Source organism: Psychromonas sp. SR45-3 (assembly GCF_014163575.1).
GTDB classification, from domain to species: Bacteria; Pseudomonadota; Gammaproteobacteria; order Enterobacterales; family Psychromonadaceae; genus Psychromonas; species Psychromonas arctica.
The window spans coordinates 1-24,270 of the sequence record NZ_JACJDP010000045.1 but is presented as its reverse complement, the minus strand read 5'-3'; the positions used below and the strand labels follow the sequence as shown (position 1 = coordinate 24,270).

Sequence of the window (24,270 nt, the reverse complement as noted above, 5' to 3'; positions counted from 1 at the left end):
ACTTCGGTAAGATGACCAACTTTTAATAATTTCACCAGTTTGCTTTTATACCTTTTTCGTGTAAGACCTTTAGTTTACCCAGCAAAACATAATCGATATATCGTTTGTTGGAATATTGATAATGTTCAATCTAGTTTGTACTCAGACGGGGATACACCAATGTCATTGAGTCATTGAGCAGTGTGAGACTAAAACTATCAAAAAACGTATTGTGACCCCTACAGATAAGTCAGCGAAAAAGAGGGTTCATTTTGCAATTATAGGGCACTGAAGAAATGGATGACGCCGATAAGAAATTTAAAATGGTCTTAAATCGTTTTATGATTACGTTCAAAGACAGTCTTAAAGACTACGTTTGAAACCACACTTACATAGCGTTATTTACAGGGGCCTTTTGAGCCAAATAGTCTGAAAGTCCAATCTTCTAAACAATTACTTTCTATTCGCTTTTCTACTAATCGCTTCCATGAATCGACCAAGGGAAGTTTTAAAAGCAGATTAAGATCAGCTTTATTAAGGCTGCCTGAGAATATTAAGTCCATTATTCTTGTTAAAGGCCAATCAGGGTATGGTCGCTCACAAAGCAAAATTTCGTCACCTTGTCCTATCGTCCCTGGTTCTAACACTCTAAAGTACCACCCTGTTTTTAATGTACTTTGTAATTTTAGGGCCATGTCACTTTGATCGAAGCGAATGTTGAGTTTCCAACAAGGCATTCGTCCTTGAGAAACTTGCAAAATAGTTGTTCCAATACGGATCTTATCCTCGAGACAAATAGTATCTTCAGTTAATCCCACGGAGCTAATATTTTCACCAAAAGCCCCCTCTTTTTGCAGAATAGGTTTATTTCCTATCTCATTCATCCAATGTTGATAATGCTCTTTAGGATAAATATGAATTGCCTTTTCGATTCCGCCATGAAAACGATGGTCTCCTTGTTCATCATTGATGAGCCCTAACACGCTAACGTATTGACGTTCAATGACTAATTTTTTGTTTATTGCGCTATTAGAGCCATTAGCAAATGGCTGTGATTTACCAACTAAAACAGAATTTACTTTACCCAACACTAACATCGTTAACTCCTTTTTATCTTAATCAATATCAACGCAACCCTAGAGATTCATAGACTGGCACAGTCGCTAGTAATTCCATTCCTTTATTTGTACTTTTTAGGTAACGTGCTTCACTGTCTGCATGTAACACATGCCTTTGATACCCCAAATTAACAGGAAATTTGCTCAGTAGTATCTTTAAAGCCTCTTCTCTTTTCTCCTCATTTACATTATCTATATCGACTTTGAAAAGAAGTTTACTATTTAATAGTATTTCAACTTGATATTTCATTCATTCTATCCTTATTTTTTACTGTTAATATTTCTCATTATTGAGTGCCCATGTTTTTTTCAAAATCTTTCATAAACTGCACCAGTGATTGAACACCAGCTAACGGCATTGCGTTATAAATCGATGCTCTTATACCACCAACAGATTGATGTCCTTTTAGGGCATAAAAACCAGCGTTATCTGCTCGCTCTATAAATTGGTGGGTTATTTCTTTATTTTCTAAGTTAAATACTACATTCATTATCGACCGGTTGTCAGAATGAACGTTATTGATGAATAAACTAGATTGATCAATGGCTTCGTAGAGTAATTTAGCTTTTTCAAGGTTAGTATTATAAATAACTTCTATCCCACCTATATTTTTTAGCCAATTAAATACGAGACCTGCTATATACCAAGCGAAAGTCGGAGGAGTATTGACCATTGAAGACTTTTCTACCAAAGTTTTATAGTCAAAAATAGCAGGGACAGTACGCTTAACTTTATCTAATAAATCATCACGAACAATAACCAGTGTTAAGCCTGCTGGGCCTATGTTTTTTTGAGCCCCCGCATATATAACTCCATATTTAGCGACATCTAGCGGCCGGGATAATATTGAAGAAGACATATCCGCGATAATTGGTTTATCTGTTTGAGGTAAATCATGTATCTCTAACCCACTGATCGTTTCATTTGGGCAAACGAACAGATATGAAGCATTATCAGAAAGTTGCCAATCATTGGCTGATAAAAGAGCGTCTTTCCCCTCAACGTTATGCCTAATGTCAATAACGTTAACATGACAATATTTACTTGCTTCAGCGGCTGCAAGCTCTGACCAATGACCACTAACTACATAATCAGCTGATTGTGATTTTTCAATCAAGTTTAATGGTATTGCTGAAAATTGTCCGCTACCACCTCCGTGACAATAAAGGACATGATAATTATCAGGAATACTCATAAGCTCTCTTAACGTATTTTCTGAACTTTCTGCAATGGATGCAAACTCAGGGCTACGATGACTCAGTTCCATGACAGATCTACCGCTATTATTCCAATTTAAAAGCTCTTCCTGAACTTGCTTTAAAACAACATTAGGGATCATTGACGGACCAGCGCAAAAGTTATAGTTTTGTTTCATATATTTACTTGTACCTCTATCTCTTTTAAATTTAATTGTCTGCGATTCGACTATTGGAATAGGCCATCATCAAATTATCCATAAATTTACCCAATAATTTATTCATTTTAATTGTTGATATTTTCAATATTTCTGACTTGTCTTGTATGAAACGACTATTGTTTTGGATAGAAAAATCATTTCCACTGTGCTTTATCAGAAGCGGTAAATCCTTTTTGATAAACTCTAAATGGCATTGAAACCCATATACTAATTCCGAGTAACGTATAATTTGTCTTGGGCAACCTGCGCTGATTGCTAATATTTTAGCTGACTCAGTCAATCCAGGCATATCGTTATGCCAATGACCCACTAGTTCAGATAAATTAAAATCACTGAATAATTCGTCATTTTGACCTTCATTAGTTAGCTGAATAGGAAAATAACCTATCTCTCTTTCAGGGCTCTTTTCATACTTAGCCCCCAAAGCTTGACCGATAAGTTGAGCCCCAAGGCAGATACCAACTACTGCTTTATTTTCTAAAATTGAATTTGAAATCAATAATTGCTCAGCTTCTGAATCAAAATATGAGTATTCCTTATTGCTCGTAGATGGACTCTGAGGCCCTCCTAATACAATTAAACAATCAAAATCAAATGGTTTAGATGGAAGCGATTCCCCAAGATAAAGTAAAGTGTGGCTACAAATATAACCTCGTTCCTCTATCCACTGTTCAAGATAGCCCTTACCCTCAAAAGCTTCATGAATGACAAAATGAATTTCCATACTTCCTCCTATTTTCATCTAAGTATCGCTATGGTAGCCTTAAAAATTAATGACACGATAAGGACATTAAGACTGATGACCATTCCAAGCCGCCAAAAGATTTCAGCAAACGAAATGATTAGAACAAATCCCAATTTATCTGTTTTAGTTAAGGTGATTGAAATGCCAAAAGGTTATGTGGATACGATGCATGAACATACATGGCATCAAATCATTTTCCCGATAAATGGATTACTTCAAACTAAATCCGGTGATTACCAATATCTTGCGCCTCATACTTCAGCTCTTTTTGTGCCAGCAACGCTTCAACATGAATCAATTGCGCTATCCAATACCACATTTATGGGGATTTATTTAAACCCAAATTTTTGCGGGATATATAAAAAGAAAATTAGAGCAATTTCTCTAACGCCTTTCCTTAAAGAACTACTACAGGAAATTAGAAGAAAATGTGTGAGTACAGATAACCTAGATGAAATATCACATCTTTTAGCTGTCTTACATGATCAAATTCATCGAGAGGAAATACTGACCTTTAAGTTATTGTTACCAAAAGATAGGCGACTTAAATTAATTTTTGATAAATTGAGCGATACACCAGCTTTAGATTGGTCATTGAAGAAATGGGGAGAAAAAGTGGGGGCATCAGAACGAACATTGTCACGTCTTTTTGTTAAAGAATTTAATACTTCATTTCCTCGTTGGCGCCAACATTTAAGATTGATTTACTCCTTATCATTACTCGATGAAGACTTACCAATACAAGCTATAGCCGATAGAGTTGGCTATCAAAATGATTCATCATATATCAGCAGTTTTAGATCCTATTTCAACACTACACCTCAGAAGTTTAGAACAAATAAAGAAGCCCATAAAAATGAAATGTAACTCTTATGTAGCGTTTGGTGATGTTTATTTAAATAAGTAGCAGCCCTAAAGTTCTATTTAAAAAATTGAATTAAGAAAACCGAATTTAAAAAGTGAAGCCGTACTTATAAACAATAAGTGAGGAGTGAAAATTAACCACTTACATTTACATTAAGAACACTATGAAACGATAAAAAGAAATTAGAAATACAAAAAAATAATAGAAATAGATTAAAAACGATGCATAAAATACGATACGTAAAATAAAGAACTAACGTATTTGTTCAAAATACAGTGTGACGAAAATTTGAAAGATTTTAAAAAACAGCTTAATGTATTGATCTTACTAAGTATAAGTCTCATAGAAGACTTTTTTCGAAAATAAGATATTTTTATATTGCAGTGCTGCTCAGTAAATAATCGAGTGTTGTTATTTATTACTTTTTTTATCGAGTGTAAGTTTTTTTATCTATTAAAAAAGTATATAGCCATTCAAGATGGGTTAGAAAGATTGTATACTGATGAATATAAAGTGAATAATTTACGACTAAAAAGGAGCTCATTATTTGTGTTATTTTAACAAGTATGCACATGGAATGCTGAAAACACTTCGTTTTACGACTAAATAGCAGGTAACCAATTGATTTATAATAAAATAATAAAAGGTCATGATATATGTTAGCAAAACGTATTATTCCTTGTTTAGACGTTAAAGATGGACAAGTAGTAAAAGGTGTACAATTTCGTAACCACGAAATCGTTGGTGACATAGTACCACTTGCTAAGCGTTATGCTGAAGAAGGTGCTGATGAACTTGTATTTTACGACATTACAGCCAGTTCAGATGATCGTGTCGTTGATAAAAGTTGGGTAAGCCGCGTTGCAGAAGTCATCGATATCCCATTTTGTGTTGCCGGTGGCATTAAAACAGAAGAAGATGCGCGACGCATTCTCGAATTTGGCGCAGATAAAGTGTCTATCAATAGTCCAGCGTTAGCGGACCCTAGTCTTATTAACCGTTTAGCAGAAAAGTTTGGCACACAATGTATCGTTATTGGCATTGACTCATATTTTGATCAAGAAACAGGTCAACATCAAGTGAAGCAATTTACCGGTAATGAGTATGCAACAATTACTACTAAATGGAATACCTTTGATTGGATCAAAGAAGTGCAATCACGCGGTGCAGGTGAAGTTGTATTGAATGTGATGAATCAAGATGGGGTTCGTTGTGGTTATGATATTGACCAGTTGAGCCAAGCACGTGCAATTTGTAATATTCCTTTAATTGCTTCAGGTGGCGCCGGAGAAATGGTACATTTTGCTGATGTGTTTAATCAAGCAGATGTCGACGGTGCTTTAGCCGCGAGTGTATTCCACAAACAAATAATAAATATTGGTGAGTTAAAATCTTACCTTAAAACAGAAAAGGTAGCGATTCGTTTATGAGTTTAATGAAACAAGAACAGCTTCAGTCTTTAGATTGGGCAAAAGTAGATAACTTAATGCCAGTGGTTGTACAAAATCAAACATCGGGCAAAGTATTGATGCTAGGTTATGTAAACCAAGAATCACTAGCTGCAACGCTTGAATCTGGAAAAATGACTTTTTTCAGCCGCACAAAACAACGTTTATGGTGTAAAGGTGAACAGTCAGGTAACTTTTTAAATGTAATTGAGATTAGCTCTGATTGTGACAATGACACATTACTTGCCATTGTTGAACCAATTGGACCGACTTGCCATTTAGGGAATGAAACTTGTTTTAAAAATGATCTAGAACCATCATTAAGCTTTTTATCTGACTTAGAACAAGTGATCAAAAGTCGTAAAGGTGCAGATCCTGAAAGCAGTTATACTGCCAGTTTGTATGCACGTGGCACTAAACGTATCTCACAAAAAGTAGGTGAAGAAGGCGTTGAAGTTGCACTAGCTGCAATGGCAAAAGATATGGATGAGTTAACTTGTGAAAGTGCAGATCTTATCTATCACTTAACTGTATTGCTACAAAACGAAGGTTTATCATTAGCAGATGTTGCTGCTAAGCTAAAAGAACGTCATAGCAAATAAAGTTAACTACCCGACTAAATGTTATAAGAAAATGTAATTAGCTTATTGATTTTATTACACTTTCTTAGCTTTAATAAATATAAAAAAGCCGCTAGTAGCTACCTACTTAGCGGCTTTTTTGTAGATAAGTTTTTACTGCCTTTTCAATTTCATAAAAAAGGTCACCAATAATTGGTGACCTTATCTCTATTTTCATACTGTTTTTTATCGAAAGTTTTGTAATGGATTATTTATCAATAGAAGATTTACGACGCCATAAACTGAGACCAAGTAAAGCTGCCGCAAAAATCAATAACGAAGAGGGAGCTGGAACGGGAGTAGGAACACTTACGGTAGGGATAGGGTTATAAGCGATATCTCCATTAAATATTGGATTATGTATTTCACCGTTTTGGTAAAGATTATTAACTACTACGGAGCCTTCAATATAATTAGAAATAGTTAATGTTGCTAAAGGTGCTAATAGACTTCCCTGCAAACGTTTATCTAATTTAATATCAATAGCTTCATAAAAATTCCAAATTATAAAATCACTATTAGCTTTGTTAAATCCACCGACGGGGTTACCCATACTTGCATCAGTAATATTCTCTCCTGCAACATTTATTACTACAGCAGATGGAGATTGATTAGCAAAATTAATATCATATTGTTGTACTAAACCATTACCAAATAAATCAGCAGTATCGATATTAAATACAGCCATACCATTACCAATATTTGAATCAATATTAAAGTTTGCTGCGCTCGGTTGATTACCATTTGGAGAGTCTAATAAAGAATTGGCATTGAGGTTAGCTAAATATGCAGAAAAATCTGTCAATTCATTTTTCACTAAACCAAAATTCACTGGCGAAGACCCTGTAACGGTAAGCGCTGAGTTTATTGTTCCATTATTATTTCCAGCAACCGTGACAGTATGCCCATTTGCATTGATAGTCGTGCCTGATGTTACGTTGCCACCTACCACTAATGCAGTATCATAAGGTGCTAGGTTAATACCATAATTTGATGCGGGACCAGAAATATCACCGCCGACTAACGTTTTACCTTCAACTTCACTATTAGACTGTAAATTACCGAATACAATCAGATTGTTCTGATTGAGCAACTCTATCGGACCAGCTATACCAACCTGTGAATATAAACCTGCGACTAACGCTATAATCGTATAAGTTTTTTTCATGTTTACCTCTTAATTAATAATTACGGTGTAATAAGCAATTATAAGGCCAAGTTAGCAAGCCATTGTTACTACTACTATTTATATATCCCAATATGGGTATAGTTTATGAATGTAAATTATTCCGACACTATGCGTATTAAATTTTCACTTTAAAACTAGAGGTGCAGCTTACGAAAGGCTATTTAAATCATCATGATAGACTAATATCGTTTCAAATCCGTTGATAAGTATCTATATCGCTTACGGCAATTAGTTAATGATTTTTAAAAAGATAGTTGCTAAAACATAAGTCGCGATTAAAATGGCTTTTTATAACCAAAAATATCAATCGCGATGGTTAAGTCACCCTGTTTTCAGATAATCAGAAATGTTTACTTTATTTTAGTTAAGGTGTTTTTATCATTATGATCAAACTCTCTACCATAAATATCGAGTAGCATATTTTGTTGGTATTGTAGTGTATTACCCGATACCTGTAATTCTTGTTTGTAACTTTTAGTTTTAGCTTTTTGTACCAAGAAACTACTTTGGATAATTGGACACTGTTCACTATCTAAGGATGCTGCCACTGAGAATCTTGTTGTATTTTCTTGTTGTGATGATGTGCCGCCCGCAAGTACACAAATACCACGAGGAATAGTTAAAGAGTGCATCACTTTATCAGTGCCCTGTTGCCACATCCAATATCCGGTTTCTTGGTGAATTATTTTATTATTACTAATACGTTGTACTTTTTGAGTGTAATGTACAGCACTCAGTCTTTCTTCTTCTGCATTCGCTAAATCAACGGCTTCGGTAAATACAATCGTTTCATAATATTCATTATGTTCGGTGCCATCGGGTTCCGGAGCAAGATCTTTACCTTTATTTCCTTCCCATTTGCCTACTAACACCGCCAACGGTCCATAGTCGATTAATTTTTGCTCTTGCATTGTAAAATCCTTTATTTGTAAATTAATGTGTTTGAATTAACTAATGACAATCATTATAACAAATAAATGTGAGTAAACAGTTGAATTTAAATGTTATATGATATTTATCAAAGGGGTATTTGAGTGATAGAGAAGGAAAATAATAAACATATATAGTGGTTATTTTTTCATATTTAACTAGCTGTTTAGCCGTTATCATTCAAGGTGACTTACTATTTTGATAGTTGAATAATAACGGATACAAAGACAATGAAGGTTACTAAGCGAGGGTTAATAGCCTTTTTTTAAGGCTCTTTTCACAAAGGCCTTGGTACGCTGGTGCTGCGGATTTTCAAAAATTTGCTGTGGCGAGCCTTGTTCAACAATATACCCATCTTCCATAAAAATAACCGTATCGGCTACCTCTTTTGCAAATTGCATTTCATGGGTCACTACGATCATGGTTTGCCTTTCAACGGCCAATTGTTTCATTACGGCTAATACTTCATCAACCCATTCAGGATCTAATGCTGAAGTAGGCTCATCAAATAAAATGACTTCCCCCTTTGCCGCCATTGCTCTAGCAATACCAACACGCTGTTGCTGACCACCTGATAATTGCGAAGGATAAATATGTAGTTTATCTTTTAAACCAACTTTGATCAGAATTGCTTCGGCTTTTGCTAAGGCTTCAGATTTAGGTACTCCCCAAACCGTAATTAAACTTTCAGCAACATTTTGTAAGGCTGTTTTATTCGCAAATAGAGAATAGTTTTGAAATACAAAGCTACTCTGTTTACGTAACGAAGTAACCTCTTTCGCTGTATGTGACAACGCATCAATATTGACATCACCGATGTGGATTTGACCACTGCTTGGTGTTTCAAGGTAATTAAGACAACGTAATAAGGTAGATTTACCGGTACCAGATGGACCAATAATAACGATTATTTCACCCTGGGACACTTCAAAGTTGATATCTTTAAGTACTTCTAAATCGCCAAACTTTTTACTCAGACTGGTTACTTTGATCATGATTAATAAGCCTTATTAAGTTTGTATTCTAGAAGATGCTGTATACGCGTAAAGATGATAACAACAACCCAGTAAACAACGGCAACAGCAAGAAAACTTTCAAAAAACTTGAAGCTTGAAGAGGCTTCCATTTGTGCTTTTGCCATAATTTCAACAACACCTAATGTAAACGCCAATGACGTACTTTTGATCATGTCGATGAAGTAGTTCATTAATGATGGTGTTGCGACACGTGAAGCTTGCGGCAAAATAACACGTTTCATTGCTTGTAAACGTGTCATGCCTAAACTTAAGCAAGCTTCCATTTGTGATTTATCAATGCCTAAAATGGCAGCACGAATACTTTCAGCCATATACGCAGAAAAGTGTAACGAAAGACCTATAATAGCTGCGGTAAACGCATCCATACCAACAAAAATAGGCATAAATTGTGGAAACCCATAATACAAAAGAAACAACTGTACTAATAATGGCGTGCCACGAAAAAAGGAAATATAAAGAGAGGCAAGATGCTGTACAAAAGTAATTTTAAATACTCGCACTAGGGCTAAACCCAGTGCGAGTATTAATGCAAATACAAACCCCCAAAGTGCCATTTCCATTGTCACCCCAAGATATTTTAATAAAATGGGCATTAATTCAATAATGTATTGAAAATCAAATGAACTTTGCATAAAAACGACTCTTTAAGGATTAATATTATTGCGTGATATCAGTATCAAACCATTTGTTTGAAATTTCAGCTAATTTTCCATCTGCACGCATTGCTTCAAGTGCAGTATTAACCTTGTCGCGAATAATCAATTGTGATGGTTTATTTAAAAATGGCATTGCATTTTCAATTTTCTCAAAAGGTTTGCCTGCTAATTGCAAAGGTAATCCTGCTTTTTTAATTAATTGCGCAGAAGAAACGCGGTCCATTACGAATGCATCGGCACGACCTAATGCAACATCTTGCTCAATACCTGTATCGTAAGTAACAATGTTAATTTCATTGTTTGTATCAATTTTACGTAATACTTGCTCAAAGTTACTACCTAAATTAACTGCAACTTTTTTACCTTTAAGATCTTCAACACCTTGGATATCATCACGTCCTTTACGAACAGTAACTTGAACACCGTCGATCACATAAGGAATTGAGAATGCATACTTAGCAGTACGTGCTTCTGTAATAGTAATTTGGTTTGCAATGGTGTCAATGTGCCCAGCTTCTAACATGCCAAATAAACCCGAAAAACTACTTGTCACAAATTCAACTTTATAGTCAGCGCGTTTTGCAACTTCATTCCATACATCCACTTCAAAGCCCTGAAGCACATCACTTTTAGAAAAGGTAAATGGGAAGTAACGACCAGACATACCGACTTTAACTGTTTCCTGTGCAAATGCAGGTACGGTTAGTAAACTTGTTGCAGCCACTAGTGCAACCAGTGCTTTTTTAAAAAATACGTTCATATTATTCCTAAATAAAATTAATTTGGGTTTATGTTATATATTGGTAATGCAACATCAATTAATGGATGCTTTACCGTGATTATTTACGACATTTAAAAACTAACCAAACTAAATACATAATACAAAGCATCATTCAGTTGAGAAAAGCTGAACCATTTATAGGTAACACTATCGATTGATGTTAAGAAGTAATATTTTGCTGTCAGGAAAACATCTATAAATAAATTTAATTTATTATCAGCAGTTCACTTAAATTCTACAGTAAAATCTGAGGCTAAGGCATAATAATCATTATATTTTAGCCTAATTCAGTCTGATTGAAGCGAAAGTGTACACAACTGTAATTTTGTATTAAACCATTAAGTGTTATTCCTGTCTTTAGTAATGTTATAACGAAATGTTATATCTTAGGGTAACTTGAACGATCGTGTACACTTTATAAACAGCACGAGTGAAACCGTCCAACATTTATCCTATATGAATAAAATCTTTCTGATGCTCAATGCGAGATATCCAAGAAAGTATTGCGGGGAATTCATTTAAATCAAATCCTCCCTCATAGGCCACATGCGTATAAGCAAATAGACTAATATCTGCGATAGATATTTCATCACCTAATAAATAGGGCATTTTCTGAAGTTGTATTTCCATCACGGCTAACGCCCTATTACCGCCTTCCTTTTTACTTTCTAGTTCCTGCAACCTATCTGCAGGACTACCTAGGTATTTATTAATGAAACGTGCAACTGCAATATAGGGTTCATGGCTATATTGTTCAAAGAACATCCATTGTAAACACAGCGATTGTTGTAATATAGATGCAGGGAACAACCGGCTACCTTGCGCAAGGTAATAAAGAATAGCGTTAGACTCCGCAATGGCTTGGTTTTGCTCGGTCACTAATAAAGGTATTTTTGCATTTGGATTAAGTGCTAAAAACTCACTGGTGCGTGTTTCCCCAGCCATAATATCAACTTCAATCCATTGGTGTTCTATATTTAATAGCGCACAAAGTAGCTTAATTTTATAACAATTACCCGACAAGCTATCACCGTAAATAACTACAGACATATTCAATCCTTAAGGTACCGATAATACGGCACAGTTACATAAATCATCACTTTTAAAGGCAGTCATATCACCGGCTTCTAAACCTGGCACTGGAAACAATCTAACCGTAAGTGGTTTATTTAACCTAAAAGCCATAGTGCCGGTATCGCGCATTAAGGCAGAAATTTTATCAATCGGTGTGTCACCGGGAATAGGCACCGTATCTAATCCAATGCCGCAGACTGCGCTATAGGTTAATAAAGAACGTATATCAAAATTCTGTAGTTGGCTACCTTCAGCTAAGCCTCTATCTTCGGTTAGCGCTAACATCAATCCAGAAAAGCCCACCAGCGGTATATGTTTTATGGATTTAAATACACGAGTTAATAAAGCAGAGGCTTCGACCGTGCCTGATGCACCAAAGTATTCAACCCCCAATAATTCATAGACATCGGTCATACTTGCGCAATCTTTTGAAGGGGCAGCTGAACTATCTAAACCTGCGAATTTGAAATCTTTATCAAGATGATCATTTTCTATAACAGCTTTAATTTGGTCGACATGGTATTGCAATTGTTGGGACAATGATTGGTAATAACCAGCACTTGCTTGTTGATGATTTAAGACCGGATTGTGATGACTAAATGCTTTCAGTGTTGCCACTAATAAGTCAGGTGTTTCTAATCCGATAACAAAACTGTTTTCACTGGATTGATTACTATAACCGGCAGGAAAATATGGGATTAAAGGATCACAGTTGAAATTAACAGTGAAGTTAAAATTACCTTCTCCACGGGGAGTGATCTGGCTGATCTTATTCACTGCTTTGGTCGCTTCTTCAATCAATTGATTATCTAAGACACCATTTTCATCCATTTTTATATTGACGCAGACATTACATAAATCACCGAACTCTTGAATCAACTCAGGTATTAATCCTAATTGATGGGCGCTGGTCACTTCACCGATCGCAAATCTTAATCTTAAACCACTTTGCTGACCATTATTTAACATTTCATTTAAGATACGAAGATCTCGTTGAGCAGATGCAAGATCAGTCGTATCAATATATTCAGCAAATGCATTAGTCACAATACGAATTGATTGAACAGTATAACCATTGTGTTTTAAATCATTGGCTAATACTTGACAAAACGAGTTCGCTTTATGAATGACTTTAGCCCACTTAGTTTGATCAAAATCCAATCGAACAAAAGTGGTAATTGTTCTAACTTTACATAAATTTTTATCCAATAAAATGTCAGGTAATTGCATATGGCATCCTTTTATAATTAACATGCAACATAACATACTCTTTTTGTTTTAGTTACTTTGAAGTGACCACCCTTTGCTATTTTGTAAAGTTTATATAGATAAACAGACAATACTTTTAGTGTTTTTCTATCTCAAAAATCGCTAGTTTTTTTTGAGAAATAATCAAATAATATAATTTGAATCAATATGTTAAATATAAAAATTTATATAAAATGTGACCTTTTAATAGATAAAGTTGCGGTCAACACCAAATAATCGATATCACTAACATGTTACTTTATTGCGTATAAATAGATTAGGTTAAACAGGGATTTTAAATGGCAATATTAATCATGGATAGTCTCAGACGTAGAGTGACTTTGTTATGGCTATTTTTATATTTTTTAACCTTAATCATAAGTATTCATTGGTTATGGCAATACAGCTATCAACAGCTACAAATAACTAACCAACAACAACTAGATAGATTCAGTCGTCATATTGATAGTCAACTTGGTCATTTTTCATTTATTCCTCAACTATTGTCTCGTCAAGGAATTATTATTAACGCTTTAATGGCTTCTGATAATAGCGCACAACTGGATTTAACTAACAGGCACCTCAATACCATCAACAAAATCGTCGGCGCATCAGATACCTATTTATTAGATAAGGATGGTACTACTATCGCCGCGAGTAATTGGACTAAAAAAAGTACTTTTATAGGCAATAATTTTTCGTTTCGCCCCTACTACCAAGATGCTATTCAAGGGGCGCCAGGACGTTATTTTGCATTAGGATCAACCTCAGGCAAACGTGGTTACTACTTTTCGTACCCTGTTAATTATGCAGCGGAAACGATTGGTGTGGTCGTGATTAAAATGAACTTATCTTTACTAGAAAAAGATTGGGCAGGCAAAGAACAGTCCTTTTTGGTGACCGACCTTAACAATGTGGTTTTTATCTCATCTGAAATCAAATGGCTTTACCACAGTTTAACTCCACTCTCCGAACAGCAAAAAAATGATCTGCGAGACACTCGCCGCTACCTTGAGCGTCAAATTGACTATATACCAATATCTGGTAATTTAAACACTAATGCCGCCCTCCTTACATTAGATAATAAAAAGTGGCTGCCCACTTATTACCTATCATTAATTAAAGCCTTTGATGATGAACAATGGAATGTACGCGTATTAGCGCCTATTACCCCTATTCTATTCGATATCCTATTGTTGTTCTTATTGATTACTTTACTGTATATGCTGTTGTACCTCACCCTTATTTTAATTAAACAAAAGCAAACTCGTCACCAGGAACAAGTGCTTGCCGAAATAAAATCCAAACAAAAGTTGGAATTCACTGTGATGCAACGTACTTCTGCTTTACAAGCTGAAGTAGAAGAACGACATAAGGCTGAAGCCGCATTAAGGTCCACACAAAAAGAATTGATTCAATCTGCTAAGTTAGCCGTATTAGGGCAATTGTCTGCCAGTATCAGCCATGAGCTTAATAATCCACTATCGGCGATTCGTACTTACGCTGAAAATGCAGTGCTTTTTCTAGATCGTGATAAGTTAGATCAAGTCAGTAATAACCTAAGCCGTATTACCCACTTAACAGAGCGGATGGCTAAAATAAGTTCACAGCTTAAATCTTTTGCGAGAAAGTCCAATGGAGAGTTAAAAATAATTGCTTTGCAACCGGTTATTCTCGCAGCCCATGAATTGTTAAAACCGCAATTAAAAGCGAATAAAACAGAACTAACCATGCAGTTACCCACACAATCCATTTATGTAAAAGCAGAACCTATTCAGCTTGAACAAATTGTTGTAAACCTTCTATCTAACGCTTTGCAATCGATGCAACATAGTGATCATAAATTGATTAAAATTGAGTTAATTATTGAATCCGATATTGCAAAGATTAAAGTATTGGATCAAGGGACTGGCATTGATCAAGCTCACCTCCCACACCTTTTTGAACCCTTCTTTACCACGAAGGAAACAGGATTAGGCTTAGGCTTGTCAATTTCTCAGCAAATCATTAATAACATGCAAGGTACATTAACGGCGAAAAATAGAGTAACCAGTGGTGCAGAGTTCTGTATTTCACTCCCCGTCAATAAGAACAATATGAGCGCGAACAACAATTAACATACTCAGATTAAAGCAACAAAAGTGAATCAAATTAAGGAAAATAAATGAGCACAGTATTTTTTATTGACGATGAAATAGATATGCGCCTAGCTAACCAACAAACATTTGCTTTAGCCGATATAGAAGCAGAATTTTTTGAAGATGCAGAGTCTGCATTAATTGCAATGAAAGAAACATTACCGATGGTGGTGATATCTGATATCAGATTACCTGGCATCTCTGGTTTACAATTGCTAAATACTTTACAGCAACGCGATCTCGACTTACCAATCATTTTAATAACCGGGCATGGCGATATTTCTATGGCCGTTGAGGCGATTAGGAATGGAGCCTATGACTTTATCGAAAAGCCCTTTGCATCGGATAGATTAATTGAACATACACGTAAAGCCTTGGAGAAACGTCAACTTACACTTGAAAATAGAGAATTAAAAAAAGCCTTACAAAATAAAGAAACATTAGGGCCACGGATCATAGGCAACACACCAAGCATGCTCACACTCAAACAAATGGTTGATCGCGTGGCAGATAGCCATGCAGATATATTACTTTATGGAGAAACAGGTACCGGTAAAGAATTAGTTGCTCGCTCTTTGCATGAACAAAGTCAACGTCGTTCCAATAACTTTGTTGCGGTCAACTGTGGTGCAGTACCAGAAAATTTGATTGAAAGTGAATTATACGGACATGAAAAAGGCGCATTTACCGGAGCAGATACACAACGAATTGGCAAATTTGAATATGCACAAGGCGGTACGCTATTCCTTGATGAAATTGAGTCGATGCCAATGCAAGCACAAGTGCGTTTATTGCGTGTGCTTCAAGAGCGAAGCCTAGAGCGTATCGGCTCAAATAAAGCCATTGATTTAGATATTCGCATCATCGCGGCCACTAAAGTAGATTTAAAAGAAGCCCCCAACTTTAGACAAGATTTATTCTATCGTTTGAATATGGTCACCCTCGATTTACCTCCATTACGTCATCGCAAAGAAGACATAGCAAAATTGTTTCATCACTTTTTATTGATTGCGGCAGCGCGATATGGCAAAGCAGCCCCTGCGTTGCCCGCAAACTCGTTACAAGCCTTATTAAGTCATGATTGGCCTGGTAATGTGCGTGAATTAAGAAATGCAGCAGAACGTTATATTTTATTAGGTTCATTATCAGACTTAAACGATGTTAATAATGACGTTAATTCCGGGCTAAGTTTAGCTGAGCAGGTAGAGGCATTTGAAAAGACATTAATCGAGCAAGCGTTAAGCCTAACTAATGGTAGTATCAAGGAGACCATGCATGCACTCAATTTACCGCGTAAAACGCTGTATGATAAAATGCAAAAACATGAGATAAAAAAGCAAAATTTTAAAGCGGATTAACTGCGACTAATAATTATGATGGGCTAGCTTTTACTGACGAATTATATAAGTAATAAATAGCCCATTCAACGGAAGATGTACACATAAAAAATTGCTGATGTAAATAAACCACCAGCATCAAACAGAACTTTTCACTTATTAACTTATTAACTTATTATTCAGATTAGTGGCTATTTTATAACAACCACTACGCTAGTTAACTTTTTACTTGGTGACAACTTCAGGTCCCATCATCATATTGGGTAACCAAGTTGAAACCCAAGGTACATAAGTTACAATAATTAAGAACAAGAACATCACGCCAACTAATGGTAAAGAAGCTTTCACCACTTTCATCATTGATAATTTGGCCACGCCAGCGGTCACAAATAGATTTAATCCTACGGGTGGTGTGATCATACCTATTTCCATATTTACCACCATCATGATACCTAGGTGAATCGGGTCAATACCTAATGCAATCGCAATTGGGAACACTAAAGGTGCAACAATAATCAATAAACCTGAAGGCTCCATGAATTGGCCACCGATTAAGAGCAGTAAATTCACTACAATCAAGAACTCGATTGGCCCCAGACCTGCAGATAGCATCGACTCAGTGATCATTTGTGGAATACGTTCTTCCGTTAACACGTGCTTTAGGATCAGGGCATTTGCGACGATGAACATTAACATGATAGTTAACTTACCAGCATCGTATAAGGTTTTGCGTGTATCCTCATGACAGAACACGTGCATCGCTTTAAACCAATAAGCTTTAGCTTTTTTCTCTGCGGGTTCCTTATCTGCTAATGGTCCCATATCTTTATAAACAAAGTTTGAAATAATAAAGGCATATACAGCGGCAACAGCAGCAGCTTCAGTCGGTGTAAAAATACCACCATAAATACCACCAAGGATAATAACAATCAGTAATAATCCCCAGCCAGCATCTCTTGCAGAACGGAACACTTCACCCCAACCAACAAAAGGTTGTGCAGGAATGTTTTTATAACGCGCATAAATGTAGATGGCGATCATCAACATCACTCCGGCTAACAGACCAGGAATAACGCCCCCTAAAAACATACGCCCTACGGATACATCGGTTGCAGCCGCATAAACAACCATAACTATTGAGGGCGGAATCAAAATACCTAACGTACCAGCATTACAAATAACACCTGCAGCAAACTCTTTTGTATAACCATTTTTGACCATACCAGCAATAACAATACCACCGATTGCCACTACCGTCGCAGGAGAAGAACCTGACAACGCCGCAAACATCATACAAGCAACAACTGATGCCATGGCTAATCCACCACGCAATGACCCAACCAGTGCAATTGCAAATCGAATAATACGTTTAGCCACACCACCCGTAGCCATAAAACTAGAAGCAAGAATGAAGAAAGGGATCGCCAATAAAGTATAATGGCCAGTAAACGCATTAAGTAACGTTTGTGCAATAGATGCTAGCGATGCGTCAGAATGAACCATCAAAAAAACAATACTTGAAGCACCTAGCGAAATCGCAATAGGCACCCCGATAATCATTAATGTAATCACCATAATAAAAAGCATTAACATAGCCATTAGTTACTCTCCTTGTTAACATTCGCTTTTTCAGTTTTATTTTTTAGCCCATTGCTTTTGTTGGCAACACTTTGTTTAATCTCTTTGAGTTCAATATTATCTTGTTCTTGATGAAACTCATCTAGTTGTTCTTCAGCTTCATGACTTGCAATCATGCGATCTAATTTATTGGTCATAATTAACCAAGCGATTTGCAAGAATCTGAATGTCATTAATGCCATACCTAAAGGCAATGCAAAGTAAGGAATAAATCGAGGTAGCCTCTCGTATCGCTCTCCTTCATTAAACCAACCAGAAAGAAACTGTAATATGTCAGGCATTGGAATATCTTCCGTCTCATACCACGCACGGTCAGTAATAAAAGGGACCCAATAATTCCAAGAACCAATTAATAATGAAATAGAAAAGAATAAACAGAAGAATACAGCGATCAAGGCAAATGTCTTTCTTAAGCCTTTTGGTGCAATATTGACAACCACATCAACACCGATGTGAAAATGTTTTTTAACGCCATAAGAAGCCCCTACTAACACCATCCATGCAAACATGAATACAGTGAGTTCTAAAGCCCATAAAATATTCTCATTAAAGACATATCGCACCACTACATTGGCAAAAGTTAATAACGTCATTAACCCTAAAAATGCGGCAATTAATGTTTCTTCTGCATAATCGGTTATTTTCCCTATTCGGGTAAAAATTCCGTTTTTCATTTATTTATCCCTTTCTTAATCGCTATCTTTTACACTATTTAGTAAAGCCATTACCTCAAAAAACAATATTTCATCTTTAAGGTAATGGCTGATATTAATAGTTACTGGTTTGAAGCTTGTGCAGCATCAAGTAAGTCACTACCGATATCTTTTTCAAACTTTTTCCAAACAGGTTTAAGAGCAGTGACCCATTCACCACGTTGCTCAGGTGTTAAAGTACGTACTACGCCACCTGCTTTGATAATATTTTGTTTATTCGCTTCGTTCACAATAGTTGATTCAGCATTTCTCTCTTCAGTCACTTCTTTTAAAATAGTGCCTAACTGATTACGAATATCATCAGGTAGGTTGTCCCACCAATCGCCAGACGTCACCACTAAGTAATCTAAAATACCGTGATTCGTTTCAGTTACGCCATCTTGAACTTCGAAGAATTTTTTACCGTAAGTATTTGACCACGTATTTTCCTGGCCATCGATAACTTTAGTTTGTAAGCCGCCGTAAACCTCTTTAAATGACATTTTCTGAGGATTAGCACCTAGTTGCTCAAATTGTGCAACTAACACGTCAGATGCTTGTACACGGAACTTAAGCCCTTTAGCATCACTTGGTAATAACAAAGGTTTATTAGCAGACATTTGTTTCATACCGTTATGCCAAAACTCTAAACCTTTAAGGCCACGACGATTCATCGCATTTTTTAATTTATCGCCCGCTTCCGAGTTCTGAAATCTATCAACGGCAGCAACATCATCGAATAAGAACGGCAAATCAAAAAGTCGATACTTCTTAGTTATTTTTTCAAACTTAGATAGAGAAGGAGCCGCTAGTTGAACATCTCCATTTAACAGCGCTTCTAAAACTTGGTTATCATCGTATAGTGTTGAGTTAGGGAAAACTTGCATACAAGCTTTACCATTCATTTCAGTATTCACTCGTTGCTCTAATAATGAAGCAGCTACGCCTTTAGGATGTTTGTCAGAGTTAGTAACATGACTAAACTTGATCACCATCTCCCCTTCATCACAATTAGCATAAGCATTAACACTACTTAAAAGTGCTGCACTACATAGAGAAATAACGGTTAATTTTTTAAACATTTTGAGCTCCTATATCCATATTGGTACGCATCAATGCGCTGTTTTTAAAATATGTAAAACCACTGAGTCGTTACATACAGCAGATATAGCAAATGCCGAGCCAATGTTACTAATTTGTTAACAGGTCAGTGCTAGCAAGGGAAAGATGTTAAAAAAGTGATCGTAAACAATACCAATAAAAAACAAATGGGCGGGATCCTACCCATTAATATTTGCTATATGTGTCAGTAACCGCCCTTTTAAATAGTTGTCTTACTCGTATCGAAATGTTGCCATGTATAAAACACTAATAAGGTAAAGTAGTAAAAACGCCTTTAGTCTTTACAAGAAGTAAAGTTTGTGGAGTTTAGGATAGGCAGTAGTTTAATTCAGGCTCTTTATCAGAACAGTGGTGTTAAATAGAAAAGACAAAAAAGGCCACCTAAGTGACCTTTGTAAATAACCTTTAAGATAAAAGAAGTTTTTGTTTTACTAACGCTTTTAATAAGCAATTAACGCTTACGGCGTGACGCACCAGAAAATCCTAATAGCGCCAAACCTAAAACAGCAAAAGTAGAGGGTTCTAGAATTGCAGTGACAGTCTCTAAAATCAAGTTTACTAATCGCTCCTGAACCGTTAAGACGAATCTCAACAGAATAAGCTTCAGCAATATCAAAAATTAAATCATCCCAAGTGTATTTAAAATCATAATTTAAAAAAGTATTGCTTATGAAACTAACTTAAGAAAATAAACGTTTTGCTTTTAATAGCGCACCAAATACAACTGAGCTAAATGCATCAGCGACAGAAATATCCACATTAGGGAAACGTTCTGCCAATGCTTGCTGCACTAACGGTGATAAACCCATGCCCCCCGTTAAATAGATTATTTCAGGCGTTTGTTGAGCTTGTTTTATTGTGTCATCAATCATCACAAACATTTTATCAAGCCAATTATCCATGGTTTCAGCGACTTGTTCGCGCTTTATATCTAAATGCAATGTACGTTCAATAAACGATAACGATAATTGTGTTTTTTGTTTATCACTCAGGTTTATTTTAGACAACTCTACCGCATGCATTAATTGATGGGTCAGGCGTTGTTTTTGTACTCGTTGCAGGCGCATTAAAGGCAACGGATCTTCACATTGATAAATATATTCAGCGATTGATTTGCTTCGTGTTGGCGAATAAAAGTCACTCATCAATGGAATATTATCGATATCATAAACCCCGGAGAACAACATATTAGGGATTGCTTTTCCATTATCAGTGCGTCCACCGCGTCCAAATAAAGGTGAAACAATGCCGCTGGCTAATAATTTATCGCAAACAATCCCTCCTTGGCGAATACCTTGTGTCGAATGAATATCCTCATCACGATCTAGTTTTTCAGCATTTTCCTGACTTAATAAACAGAATGTAACATCGGATGTACCACCGCCGAGATCCACCACCATCGCTTGTGTAGGTTTTTGTATTTTCTGTTCAAAGTGATAAGCAGCAGCCAAAGGCTCATGGATAAACTCAACATCTACAAATCCCACTTTGTTAGCGGCACGTAGCATCAAAGCTTCTGCTTGTTTGTTACCCAACTCTCCCATTGTCGAGTGATAGTTCACTGGTCGAGCGATAACTACTTTAGTAATAGTGGTATGCAATTGCTTTTCTGCACATTTTTTTAAATAAGAAAGAAACCTGACTACTAACGTTTCAAAACTATCTAATAAACGTTTCGGGATCTTAGCGCCCAAGAAGTTCTTCGGGCTATTCACATAACGCCCTTCATGCGGAGTTTGTAAAAAAGCATTAAAGCCCTGCTCCCCAAATAAAATTTCGCCTGCAGCTAACATTTCGTTAAGGGTTTGTTCATTGGCTTTAGCATCTTGGCTATCAACCCCAGATTGATCATGTGCAAGATAAATAGCTGAGCGTATTTTGTAAGGATTGTCACTGTTTTCATCGACAACAATCAAGGTCGGTTGATTGTTAACAAGTGCCGCTACAGCACAATTACTTGTCCCAAAATCAATTCCAATAAAATCAGATGGCATTATATTTCCTAGTCATGCAAAAAATTAAAGGACGCGATTCTACAGTAGGCGATTAGAAATTTATACCCGTTATCAGCTCATATTCAGGTCAATAAAGTCAGCACAGTTTTGCTTGCTTTTTTTAATCTTGTCAGCAAGAAATAAATACTCTTTTTTATCCCCTCTCTACTTAAAAGCATTTCTTAACATTTATCTTTAAAAGCATTGCCTGAAAATAATTATTTACAGTCAGCCTTAAAGATGTAAAATAAATACATCTTTAAGGCTGACTGGTTTTTATATGCATATTACGCGTTATACCGACTACTCATTGCGTGTCTTGATTTATCTAGCCATTCATCAAGATCAATTAGCGACTATTAGTGAAATAGCCAACAGTTATGGTATTTCAAAAAATCATTTGATGAAAATTGTGCAACAACTTAACCAACAGGGTTATTTATTAGCAACGCGTGGCAAAAATGGTGGCATAAAATTAAATCGCCCTGCTGAAGAAATTAATATTGGGCAATTAGTACGCAAAATAGAAGACAAAAATAAACTAGTGGAGTGTTTTGATGCTGATAATCAATGTGTGATAACACCAAGTTGCCAATTGAAAAATATTTTTGCAGAAGCACAGGGAAACTTTTTTGCTACCTTAGATGCTTATACCTTGAGTGACTTGGTAGGACCAAAACAACAAAGAAACTTAGCTAAATTGTTAGCAATTAAAGTTATCTAAGGCTATCTAGCAAGTCTAAAAAGTTATTTATACTCGACCAATAAAATACAATTAACAAGACAATACTAACGGTGATATACCATGATTAAAATAACAGATCCGAATGATAACAGCCGAGCGGCTAATCAACCCATTGCTTTTCTGGAATTTGCATTTCGACCTTTATTTTTATTTGCAGCCATATTTAGCATGATCAGCTTACTCGTTTGGAATGGAATATTAACCGGTAATCTAAACATTAGGTTATTTGGAGGTAGTCTTTGGTGGCATATGCATGAAATGTTATTTGCCTTCGCGACGACGGTTATTGTTGGGTTCCTGTTAACCGCAGTACAAAATTGGAGTGGTGTACGCAGTTTGCATGGTAAAGGGTTAGGCGCTCTGGTCACTTTATGGGTATTAGCGCGCATTGCATTCTTTTTCCCAGATCAACTACCGCACTCATTAATTGTTACCTTAGATGCTTTATTTTTACCATTATCAGCCTTAGCTTTAGCAATACCTATTATCAAAACGAAATTGTGGCGCAATTTAATGTTTATTCCTATTTTACTGATCATGGCCATTACTAACCTGATCACACATTACAGTGCCATCACTAACAATCCAATACTAATGGGACAAGCAGCTACCTTTATGGTGTTATTAATTACCTTAGTGATGTGTATTATGGGTGGTAGAGTATTTCCAATGTTCACAGCCAATGGAACAAAAACCCCTCGTGTAGATGCACTACCATTATTGGAAAAATTATCACTCATTAGCATACTGCTCACCATCTTCATTGCAGCATTAGCAACATCAACACTGATTGATGTCCCTGCACTATTGGTGGCAGTGTTGTTCATCACCACCAGCGTGATACATGCAATTCGTGTATTTCGTTGGAAATTTTCAGTGACCTTATCAACTCCCTTAGTATGGTCATTGCATATTAGTTATTGGTGTATTGTGATAGGACTATTAATGTTTGGTTTATCACAAATAACGTATCTAGTTAGTCACTCACAAGCTATCCATACGCTTACTATCGGAGCGATGGCAACGATGATTTTAAGCATGATTTCTCGTGTTTCGTTAGGCCATACGGGACGAATGATTGCAGTGGGTAAAACCATGAGTATCGCATTTATCGCGATCATACTAGCCTTTGTAGTACGGGTTTTTGGACTGTATTTTATTGCCAACTATAGCCACGTGCTAACACTTACTGTGGCTTTATGGGTGATTGGTTTTGGCTGTTTTGTGGTCGTTTACACCCCAGTTCTATTGGGCCCTAAAGCACGCTAGTTCAGGATTAAAAAGGTAAGAAATACACCTTAAGTTGTTTCAACTAAATAAATTAACACAAGTAAGTTATTAAATTAAAACAAGTAAATTAACTATTGGAGATAAAATATGAGTTGTTGTGGTGGATGTGGCGGTTCGGGTCATGAAGAAGAGAAAAAGAAACAAGAGCAACAAGAAAAGCAAGAGACTGAGTAACATAGTACATTGTTAACAGATGCTAATTAAAA

At 36.1% G+C, this 24,270-nt stretch carries 23 protein-coding genes; 7 read left to right on the top strand and 16 right to left on the bottom strand.

All coding sequences use genetic code 11. The features are described from left to right. Window positions 1-377 precede the first annotated feature (377 nt). Genes H5084_RS17055 through H5084_RS17040 form a run of 4 tightly spaced genes read right to left on the bottom strand, consistent with a single transcriptional unit; the run spans window position 378 to window position 3,239 of the window. Window positions 378-1,076 carry an MOSC domain-containing protein gene (locus tag H5084_RS17055; RefSeq protein ID WP_182691788.1) on the bottom strand — a complete coding sequence of 233 codons (699 nt, stop codon included), beginning with the start codon at window positions 1,074-1,076 and terminating at the stop codon, window positions 378-380. Between the two features lie 28 nt (window positions 1,077-1,104). Beyond that, window positions 1,105-1,347 (bottom strand): hypothetical protein, encoded by a 243-nt coding sequence (locus tag H5084_RS17050; protein WP_182691786.1) that lies wholly within the window; start codon window positions 1,345-1,347, stop codon window positions 1,105-1,107. Window positions 1,348-1,384: 37 nt separating this feature from the next. Continuing rightward, window positions 1,385-2,473 (bottom strand): 3-phosphoserine/phosphohydroxythreonine transaminase, encoded by a 1,089-nt coding sequence (serC, locus tag H5084_RS17045; protein WP_182691784.1) that lies wholly within the window; start codon window positions 2,471-2,473, stop codon window positions 1,385-1,387. Between the two features lie 31 nt (window positions 2,474-2,504). Next, on the bottom strand, window positions 2,505-3,239 hold the full coding sequence (locus H5084_RS17040; RefSeq protein WP_182691782.1) for a glutamine amidotransferase-related protein: 735 nt from the start codon (window positions 3,237-3,239) through the stop codon (window positions 2,505-2,507). Window positions 3,240-3,314: 75 nt separating this feature from the next. Between H5084_RS17040 and H5084_RS17035 the strand changes: the two genes are divergently transcribed. The 3 genes from H5084_RS17035 to hisIE all read left to right on the top strand — a co-directional run bounded on the left by H5084_RS17035 (window position 3,315) and on the right by hisIE (window position 6,175). Next, window positions 3,315-4,127 (top strand): helix-turn-helix domain-containing protein, encoded by an 813-nt coding sequence (locus H5084_RS17035; RefSeq protein ID WP_182691780.1) that lies wholly within the window; start codon window positions 3,315-3,317, stop codon window positions 4,125-4,127. 654 nt (window positions 4,128-4,781) lie between these two features. Beyond that, window positions 4,782-5,555 carry an imidazole glycerol phosphate synthase subunit HisF gene (hisF, locus tag H5084_RS17030; protein ID WP_182691778.1) on the top strand — a complete coding sequence of 258 codons (774 nt, stop codon included), beginning with the start codon at window positions 4,782-4,784 and terminating at the stop codon, window positions 5,553-5,555. Further along, on the top strand, window positions 5,552-6,175 hold the full coding sequence (hisIE, locus tag H5084_RS17025) for a bifunctional phosphoribosyl-AMP cyclohydrolase/phosphoribosyl-ATP diphosphatase HisIE (protein ID WP_182691775.1): 624 nt from the start codon (window positions 5,552-5,554) through the stop codon (window positions 6,173-6,175). Before hisF ends, hisIE begins: the two co-directional genes overlap by 4 nt. A 226-nt stretch (window positions 6,176-6,401) precedes the next feature. Here hisIE and H5084_RS17020 read toward each other — a convergent pair whose 3' ends face one another. The 7 genes from H5084_RS17020 to H5084_RS16990 all read right to left on the bottom strand — a co-directional run bounded on the left by H5084_RS17020 (window position 6,402) and on the right by H5084_RS16990 (window position 13,090). Further along, window positions 6,402-7,361, bottom strand: coding sequence for a collagen-binding domain-containing protein (locus H5084_RS17020; RefSeq protein ID WP_182691773.1), 960 nt, complete (start codon window positions 7,359-7,361; stop codon window positions 6,402-6,404). A gap of 371 nt (window positions 7,362-7,732) precedes the next feature. After that, window positions 7,733-8,293 carry a heme-binding beta-barrel domain-containing protein gene (locus tag H5084_RS17015; protein WP_028867277.1) on the bottom strand — a complete coding sequence of 187 codons (561 nt, stop codon included), beginning with the start codon at window positions 8,291-8,293 and terminating at the stop codon, window positions 7,733-7,735. A gap of 270 nt (window positions 8,294-8,563) precedes the next feature. Then, window positions 8,564-9,307, bottom strand: a complete 744-nt coding sequence (locus H5084_RS17010) for an amino acid ABC transporter ATP-binding protein (RefSeq protein WP_028867276.1) — start codon at window positions 9,305-9,307, stop codon at window positions 8,564-8,566. 2 nt (window positions 9,308-9,309) lie between these two features. Next, complete coding sequence (locus H5084_RS17005) at window positions 9,310-9,981, bottom strand: amino acid ABC transporter permease (protein ID WP_028867275.1); 672 nt, start codon at window positions 9,979-9,981, stop codon at window positions 9,310-9,312. A 25-nt stretch (window positions 9,982-10,006) separates the two neighbouring features. Next, complete coding sequence (locus H5084_RS17000; RefSeq protein WP_028867274.1) at window positions 10,007-10,765, bottom strand: amino acid ABC transporter substrate-binding protein; 759 nt, start codon at window positions 10,763-10,765, stop codon at window positions 10,007-10,009. A 468-nt stretch (window positions 10,766-11,233) separates the two neighbouring features. Next, the gene (locus tag H5084_RS16995; RefSeq protein ID WP_037070706.1) at window positions 11,234-11,836 is read right to left on the bottom strand and encodes a glutathione S-transferase family protein; all 603 of its coding nucleotides are present in this window, start codon (window positions 11,834-11,836) and stop codon (window positions 11,234-11,236) included. 9 nt (window positions 11,837-11,845) lie between these two features. Next, window positions 11,846-13,090, bottom strand: coding sequence for a DUF711 family protein (locus tag H5084_RS16990; RefSeq protein ID WP_182691771.1), 1,245 nt, complete (start codon window positions 13,088-13,090; stop codon window positions 11,846-11,848). A gap of 317 nt (window positions 13,091-13,407) precedes the next feature. On the opposite strand from H5084_RS16990, the gene H5084_RS16985 reads away from it, so the two are divergent. Together H5084_RS16985 and H5084_RS16980 are read left to right on the top strand one after the other, a co-directional pair. Further along, window positions 13,408-15,225 (top strand): ATP-binding protein, encoded by a 1,818-nt coding sequence (locus H5084_RS16985; RefSeq protein WP_245600348.1) that lies wholly within the window; start codon window positions 13,408-13,410, stop codon window positions 15,223-15,225. A 47-nt stretch (window positions 15,226-15,272) separates the two neighbouring features. Further along, a complete protein-coding gene (locus tag H5084_RS16980; RefSeq protein WP_028867270.1) occupies window positions 15,273-16,604 on the top strand; it encodes a sigma-54 dependent transcriptional regulator in 1,332 nt (443 codons plus the stop codon). 204 nt (window positions 16,605-16,808) lie between these two features. Here H5084_RS16980 and H5084_RS16975 read toward each other — a convergent pair whose 3' ends face one another. The 5 genes from H5084_RS16975 to yegD form a co-directional block, all read right to left on the bottom strand. Continuing rightward, window positions 16,809-18,182, bottom strand: a complete 1,374-nt coding sequence (locus H5084_RS16975; protein WP_182691769.1) for a TRAP transporter large permease — start codon at window positions 18,180-18,182, stop codon at window positions 16,809-16,811. Beyond that, window positions 18,182-18,895 carry a TRAP transporter small permease gene (locus H5084_RS16970; protein WP_182691767.1) on the bottom strand — a complete coding sequence of 238 codons (714 nt, stop codon included), beginning with the start codon at window positions 18,893-18,895 and terminating at the stop codon, window positions 18,182-18,184. Before H5084_RS16970 ends, H5084_RS16975 begins: the two co-directional genes overlap by 1 nt. A gap of 101 nt (window positions 18,896-18,996) precedes the next feature. Beyond that, window positions 18,997-19,995 (bottom strand): DctP family TRAP transporter solute-binding subunit, encoded by a 999-nt coding sequence (locus H5084_RS16965; RefSeq protein ID WP_028867267.1) that lies wholly within the window; start codon window positions 19,993-19,995, stop codon window positions 18,997-18,999. A 491-nt stretch (window positions 19,996-20,486) separates the two neighbouring features. Further along, complete coding sequence (locus tag H5084_RS16960) at window positions 20,487-20,588, bottom strand: PEP-CTERM sorting domain-containing protein (RefSeq protein ID WP_182691765.1); 102 nt, start codon at window positions 20,586-20,588, stop codon at window positions 20,487-20,489. Between the two features lie 127 nt (window positions 20,589-20,715). Continuing rightward, complete coding sequence (yegD, locus tag H5084_RS16955; RefSeq protein ID WP_028867266.1) at window positions 20,716-22,029, bottom strand: molecular chaperone; 1,314 nt, start codon at window positions 22,027-22,029, stop codon at window positions 20,716-20,718. A gap of 280 nt (window positions 22,030-22,309) precedes the next feature. Between yegD and H5084_RS16950 the strand changes: the two genes are divergently transcribed. Together H5084_RS16950 and H5084_RS16945 are read left to right on the top strand one after the other, a co-directional pair. After that, the gene (locus H5084_RS16950; protein ID WP_182691763.1) at window positions 22,310-22,753 is read left to right on the top strand and encodes an Rrf2 family transcriptional regulator; all 444 of its coding nucleotides are present in this window, start codon (window positions 22,310-22,312) and stop codon (window positions 22,751-22,753) included. 81 nt (window positions 22,754-22,834) lie between these two features. Then, window positions 22,835-24,043 carry an NnrS family protein gene (locus tag H5084_RS16945; RefSeq protein WP_182691761.1) on the top strand — a complete coding sequence of 403 codons (1,209 nt, stop codon included), beginning with the start codon at window positions 22,835-22,837 and terminating at the stop codon, window positions 24,041-24,043. Window positions 24,044-24,270: the final 227 nt, after the last annotated feature.

What these genes read in the sequence shown, in the direction of transcription:
- H5084_RS16965 (WP_028867267.1), bottom strand. Translation starts at nt 19,995, where the DNA reads ATGTTTAAAAAATTAACCGTTATTTCTCTATGTAGTGCAGCACTTTTA.
- H5084_RS17005 (WP_028867275.1), bottom strand. Translation starts at nt 9,981, where the DNA reads ATGCAAAGTTCATTTGATTTTCAATACATTATTGAATTAATGCCCATT.
- hisF (WP_182691778.1), top strand. Translation starts at nt 4,782, where the DNA reads ATGTTAGCAAAACGTATTATTCCTTGTTTAGACGTTAAAGATGGACAA.
- H5084_RS17000 (WP_028867274.1), bottom strand. Translation starts at nt 10,765, where the DNA reads ATGAACGTATTTTTTAAAAAAGCACTGGTTGCACTAGTGGCTGCAACA.
- H5084_RS17015 (WP_028867277.1), bottom strand. Translation starts at nt 8,293, where the DNA reads ATGCAAGAGCAAAAATTAATCGACTATGGACCGTTGGCGGTGTTAGTA.
- H5084_RS16990 (WP_182691771.1), bottom strand. Translation starts at nt 13,090, where the DNA reads ATGCAATTACCTGACATTTTATTGGATAAAAATTTATGTAAAGTTAGA.
- H5084_RS17020 (WP_182691773.1), bottom strand. Translation starts at nt 7,361, where the DNA reads ATGAAAAAAACTTATACGATTATAGCGTTAGTCGCAGGTTTATATTCA.
- serC (WP_182691784.1), bottom strand. Translation starts at nt 2,473, where the DNA reads ATGAAACAAAACTATAACTTTTGCGCTGGTCCGTCAATGATCCCTAAT.
- H5084_RS16945 (WP_182691761.1), top strand. Translation starts at nt 22,835, where the DNA reads ATGATTAAAATAACAGATCCGAATGATAACAGCCGAGCGGCTAATCAA.
- H5084_RS16995 (WP_037070706.1), bottom strand. Translation starts at nt 11,836, where the DNA reads ATGTCTGTAGTTATTTACGGTGATAGCTTGTCGGGTAATTGTTATAAA.
- H5084_RS17010 (WP_028867276.1), bottom strand. Translation starts at nt 9,307, where the DNA reads ATGATCAAAGTAACCAGTCTGAGTAAAAAGTTTGGCGATTTAGAAGTA.
- H5084_RS17040 (WP_182691782.1), bottom strand. Translation starts at nt 3,239, where the DNA reads ATGGAAATTCATTTTGTCATTCATGAAGCTTTTGAGGGTAAGGGCTAT.
- H5084_RS16975 (WP_182691769.1), bottom strand. Translation starts at nt 18,182, where the DNA reads ATGGCTATGTTAATGCTTTTTATTATGGTGATTACATTAATGATTATC.
- H5084_RS16970 (WP_182691767.1), bottom strand. Translation starts at nt 18,895, where the DNA reads ATGAAAAACGGAATTTTTACCCGAATAGGGAAAATAACCGATTATGCA.
- H5084_RS17055 (WP_182691788.1), bottom strand. Translation starts at nt 1,076, where the DNA reads ATGTTAGTGTTGGGTAAAGTAAATTCTGTTTTAGTTGGTAAATCACAG.
- H5084_RS17035 (WP_182691780.1), top strand. Translation starts at nt 3,315, where the DNA reads ATGACCATTCCAAGCCGCCAAAAGATTTCAGCAAACGAAATGATTAGA.
- H5084_RS17050 (WP_182691786.1), bottom strand. Translation starts at nt 1,347, where the DNA reads ATGAAATATCAAGTTGAAATACTATTAAATAGTAAACTTCTTTTCAAA.
- hisIE (WP_182691775.1), top strand. Translation starts at nt 5,552, where the DNA reads ATGAGTTTAATGAAACAAGAACAGCTTCAGTCTTTAGATTGGGCAAAA.
- yegD (WP_028867266.1), bottom strand. Translation starts at nt 22,029, where the DNA reads ATGCCATCTGATTTTATTGGAATTGATTTTGGGACAAGTAATTGTGCT.
- H5084_RS16950 (WP_182691763.1), top strand. Translation starts at nt 22,310, where the DNA reads ATGCATATTACGCGTTATACCGACTACTCATTGCGTGTCTTGATTTAT.
- H5084_RS16980 (WP_028867270.1), top strand. Translation starts at nt 15,273, where the DNA reads ATGAGCACAGTATTTTTTATTGACGATGAAATAGATATGCGCCTAGCT.
- H5084_RS16985 (WP_245600348.1), top strand. Translation starts at nt 13,408, where the DNA reads ATGGCAATATTAATCATGGATAGTCTCAGACGTAGAGTGACTTTGTTA.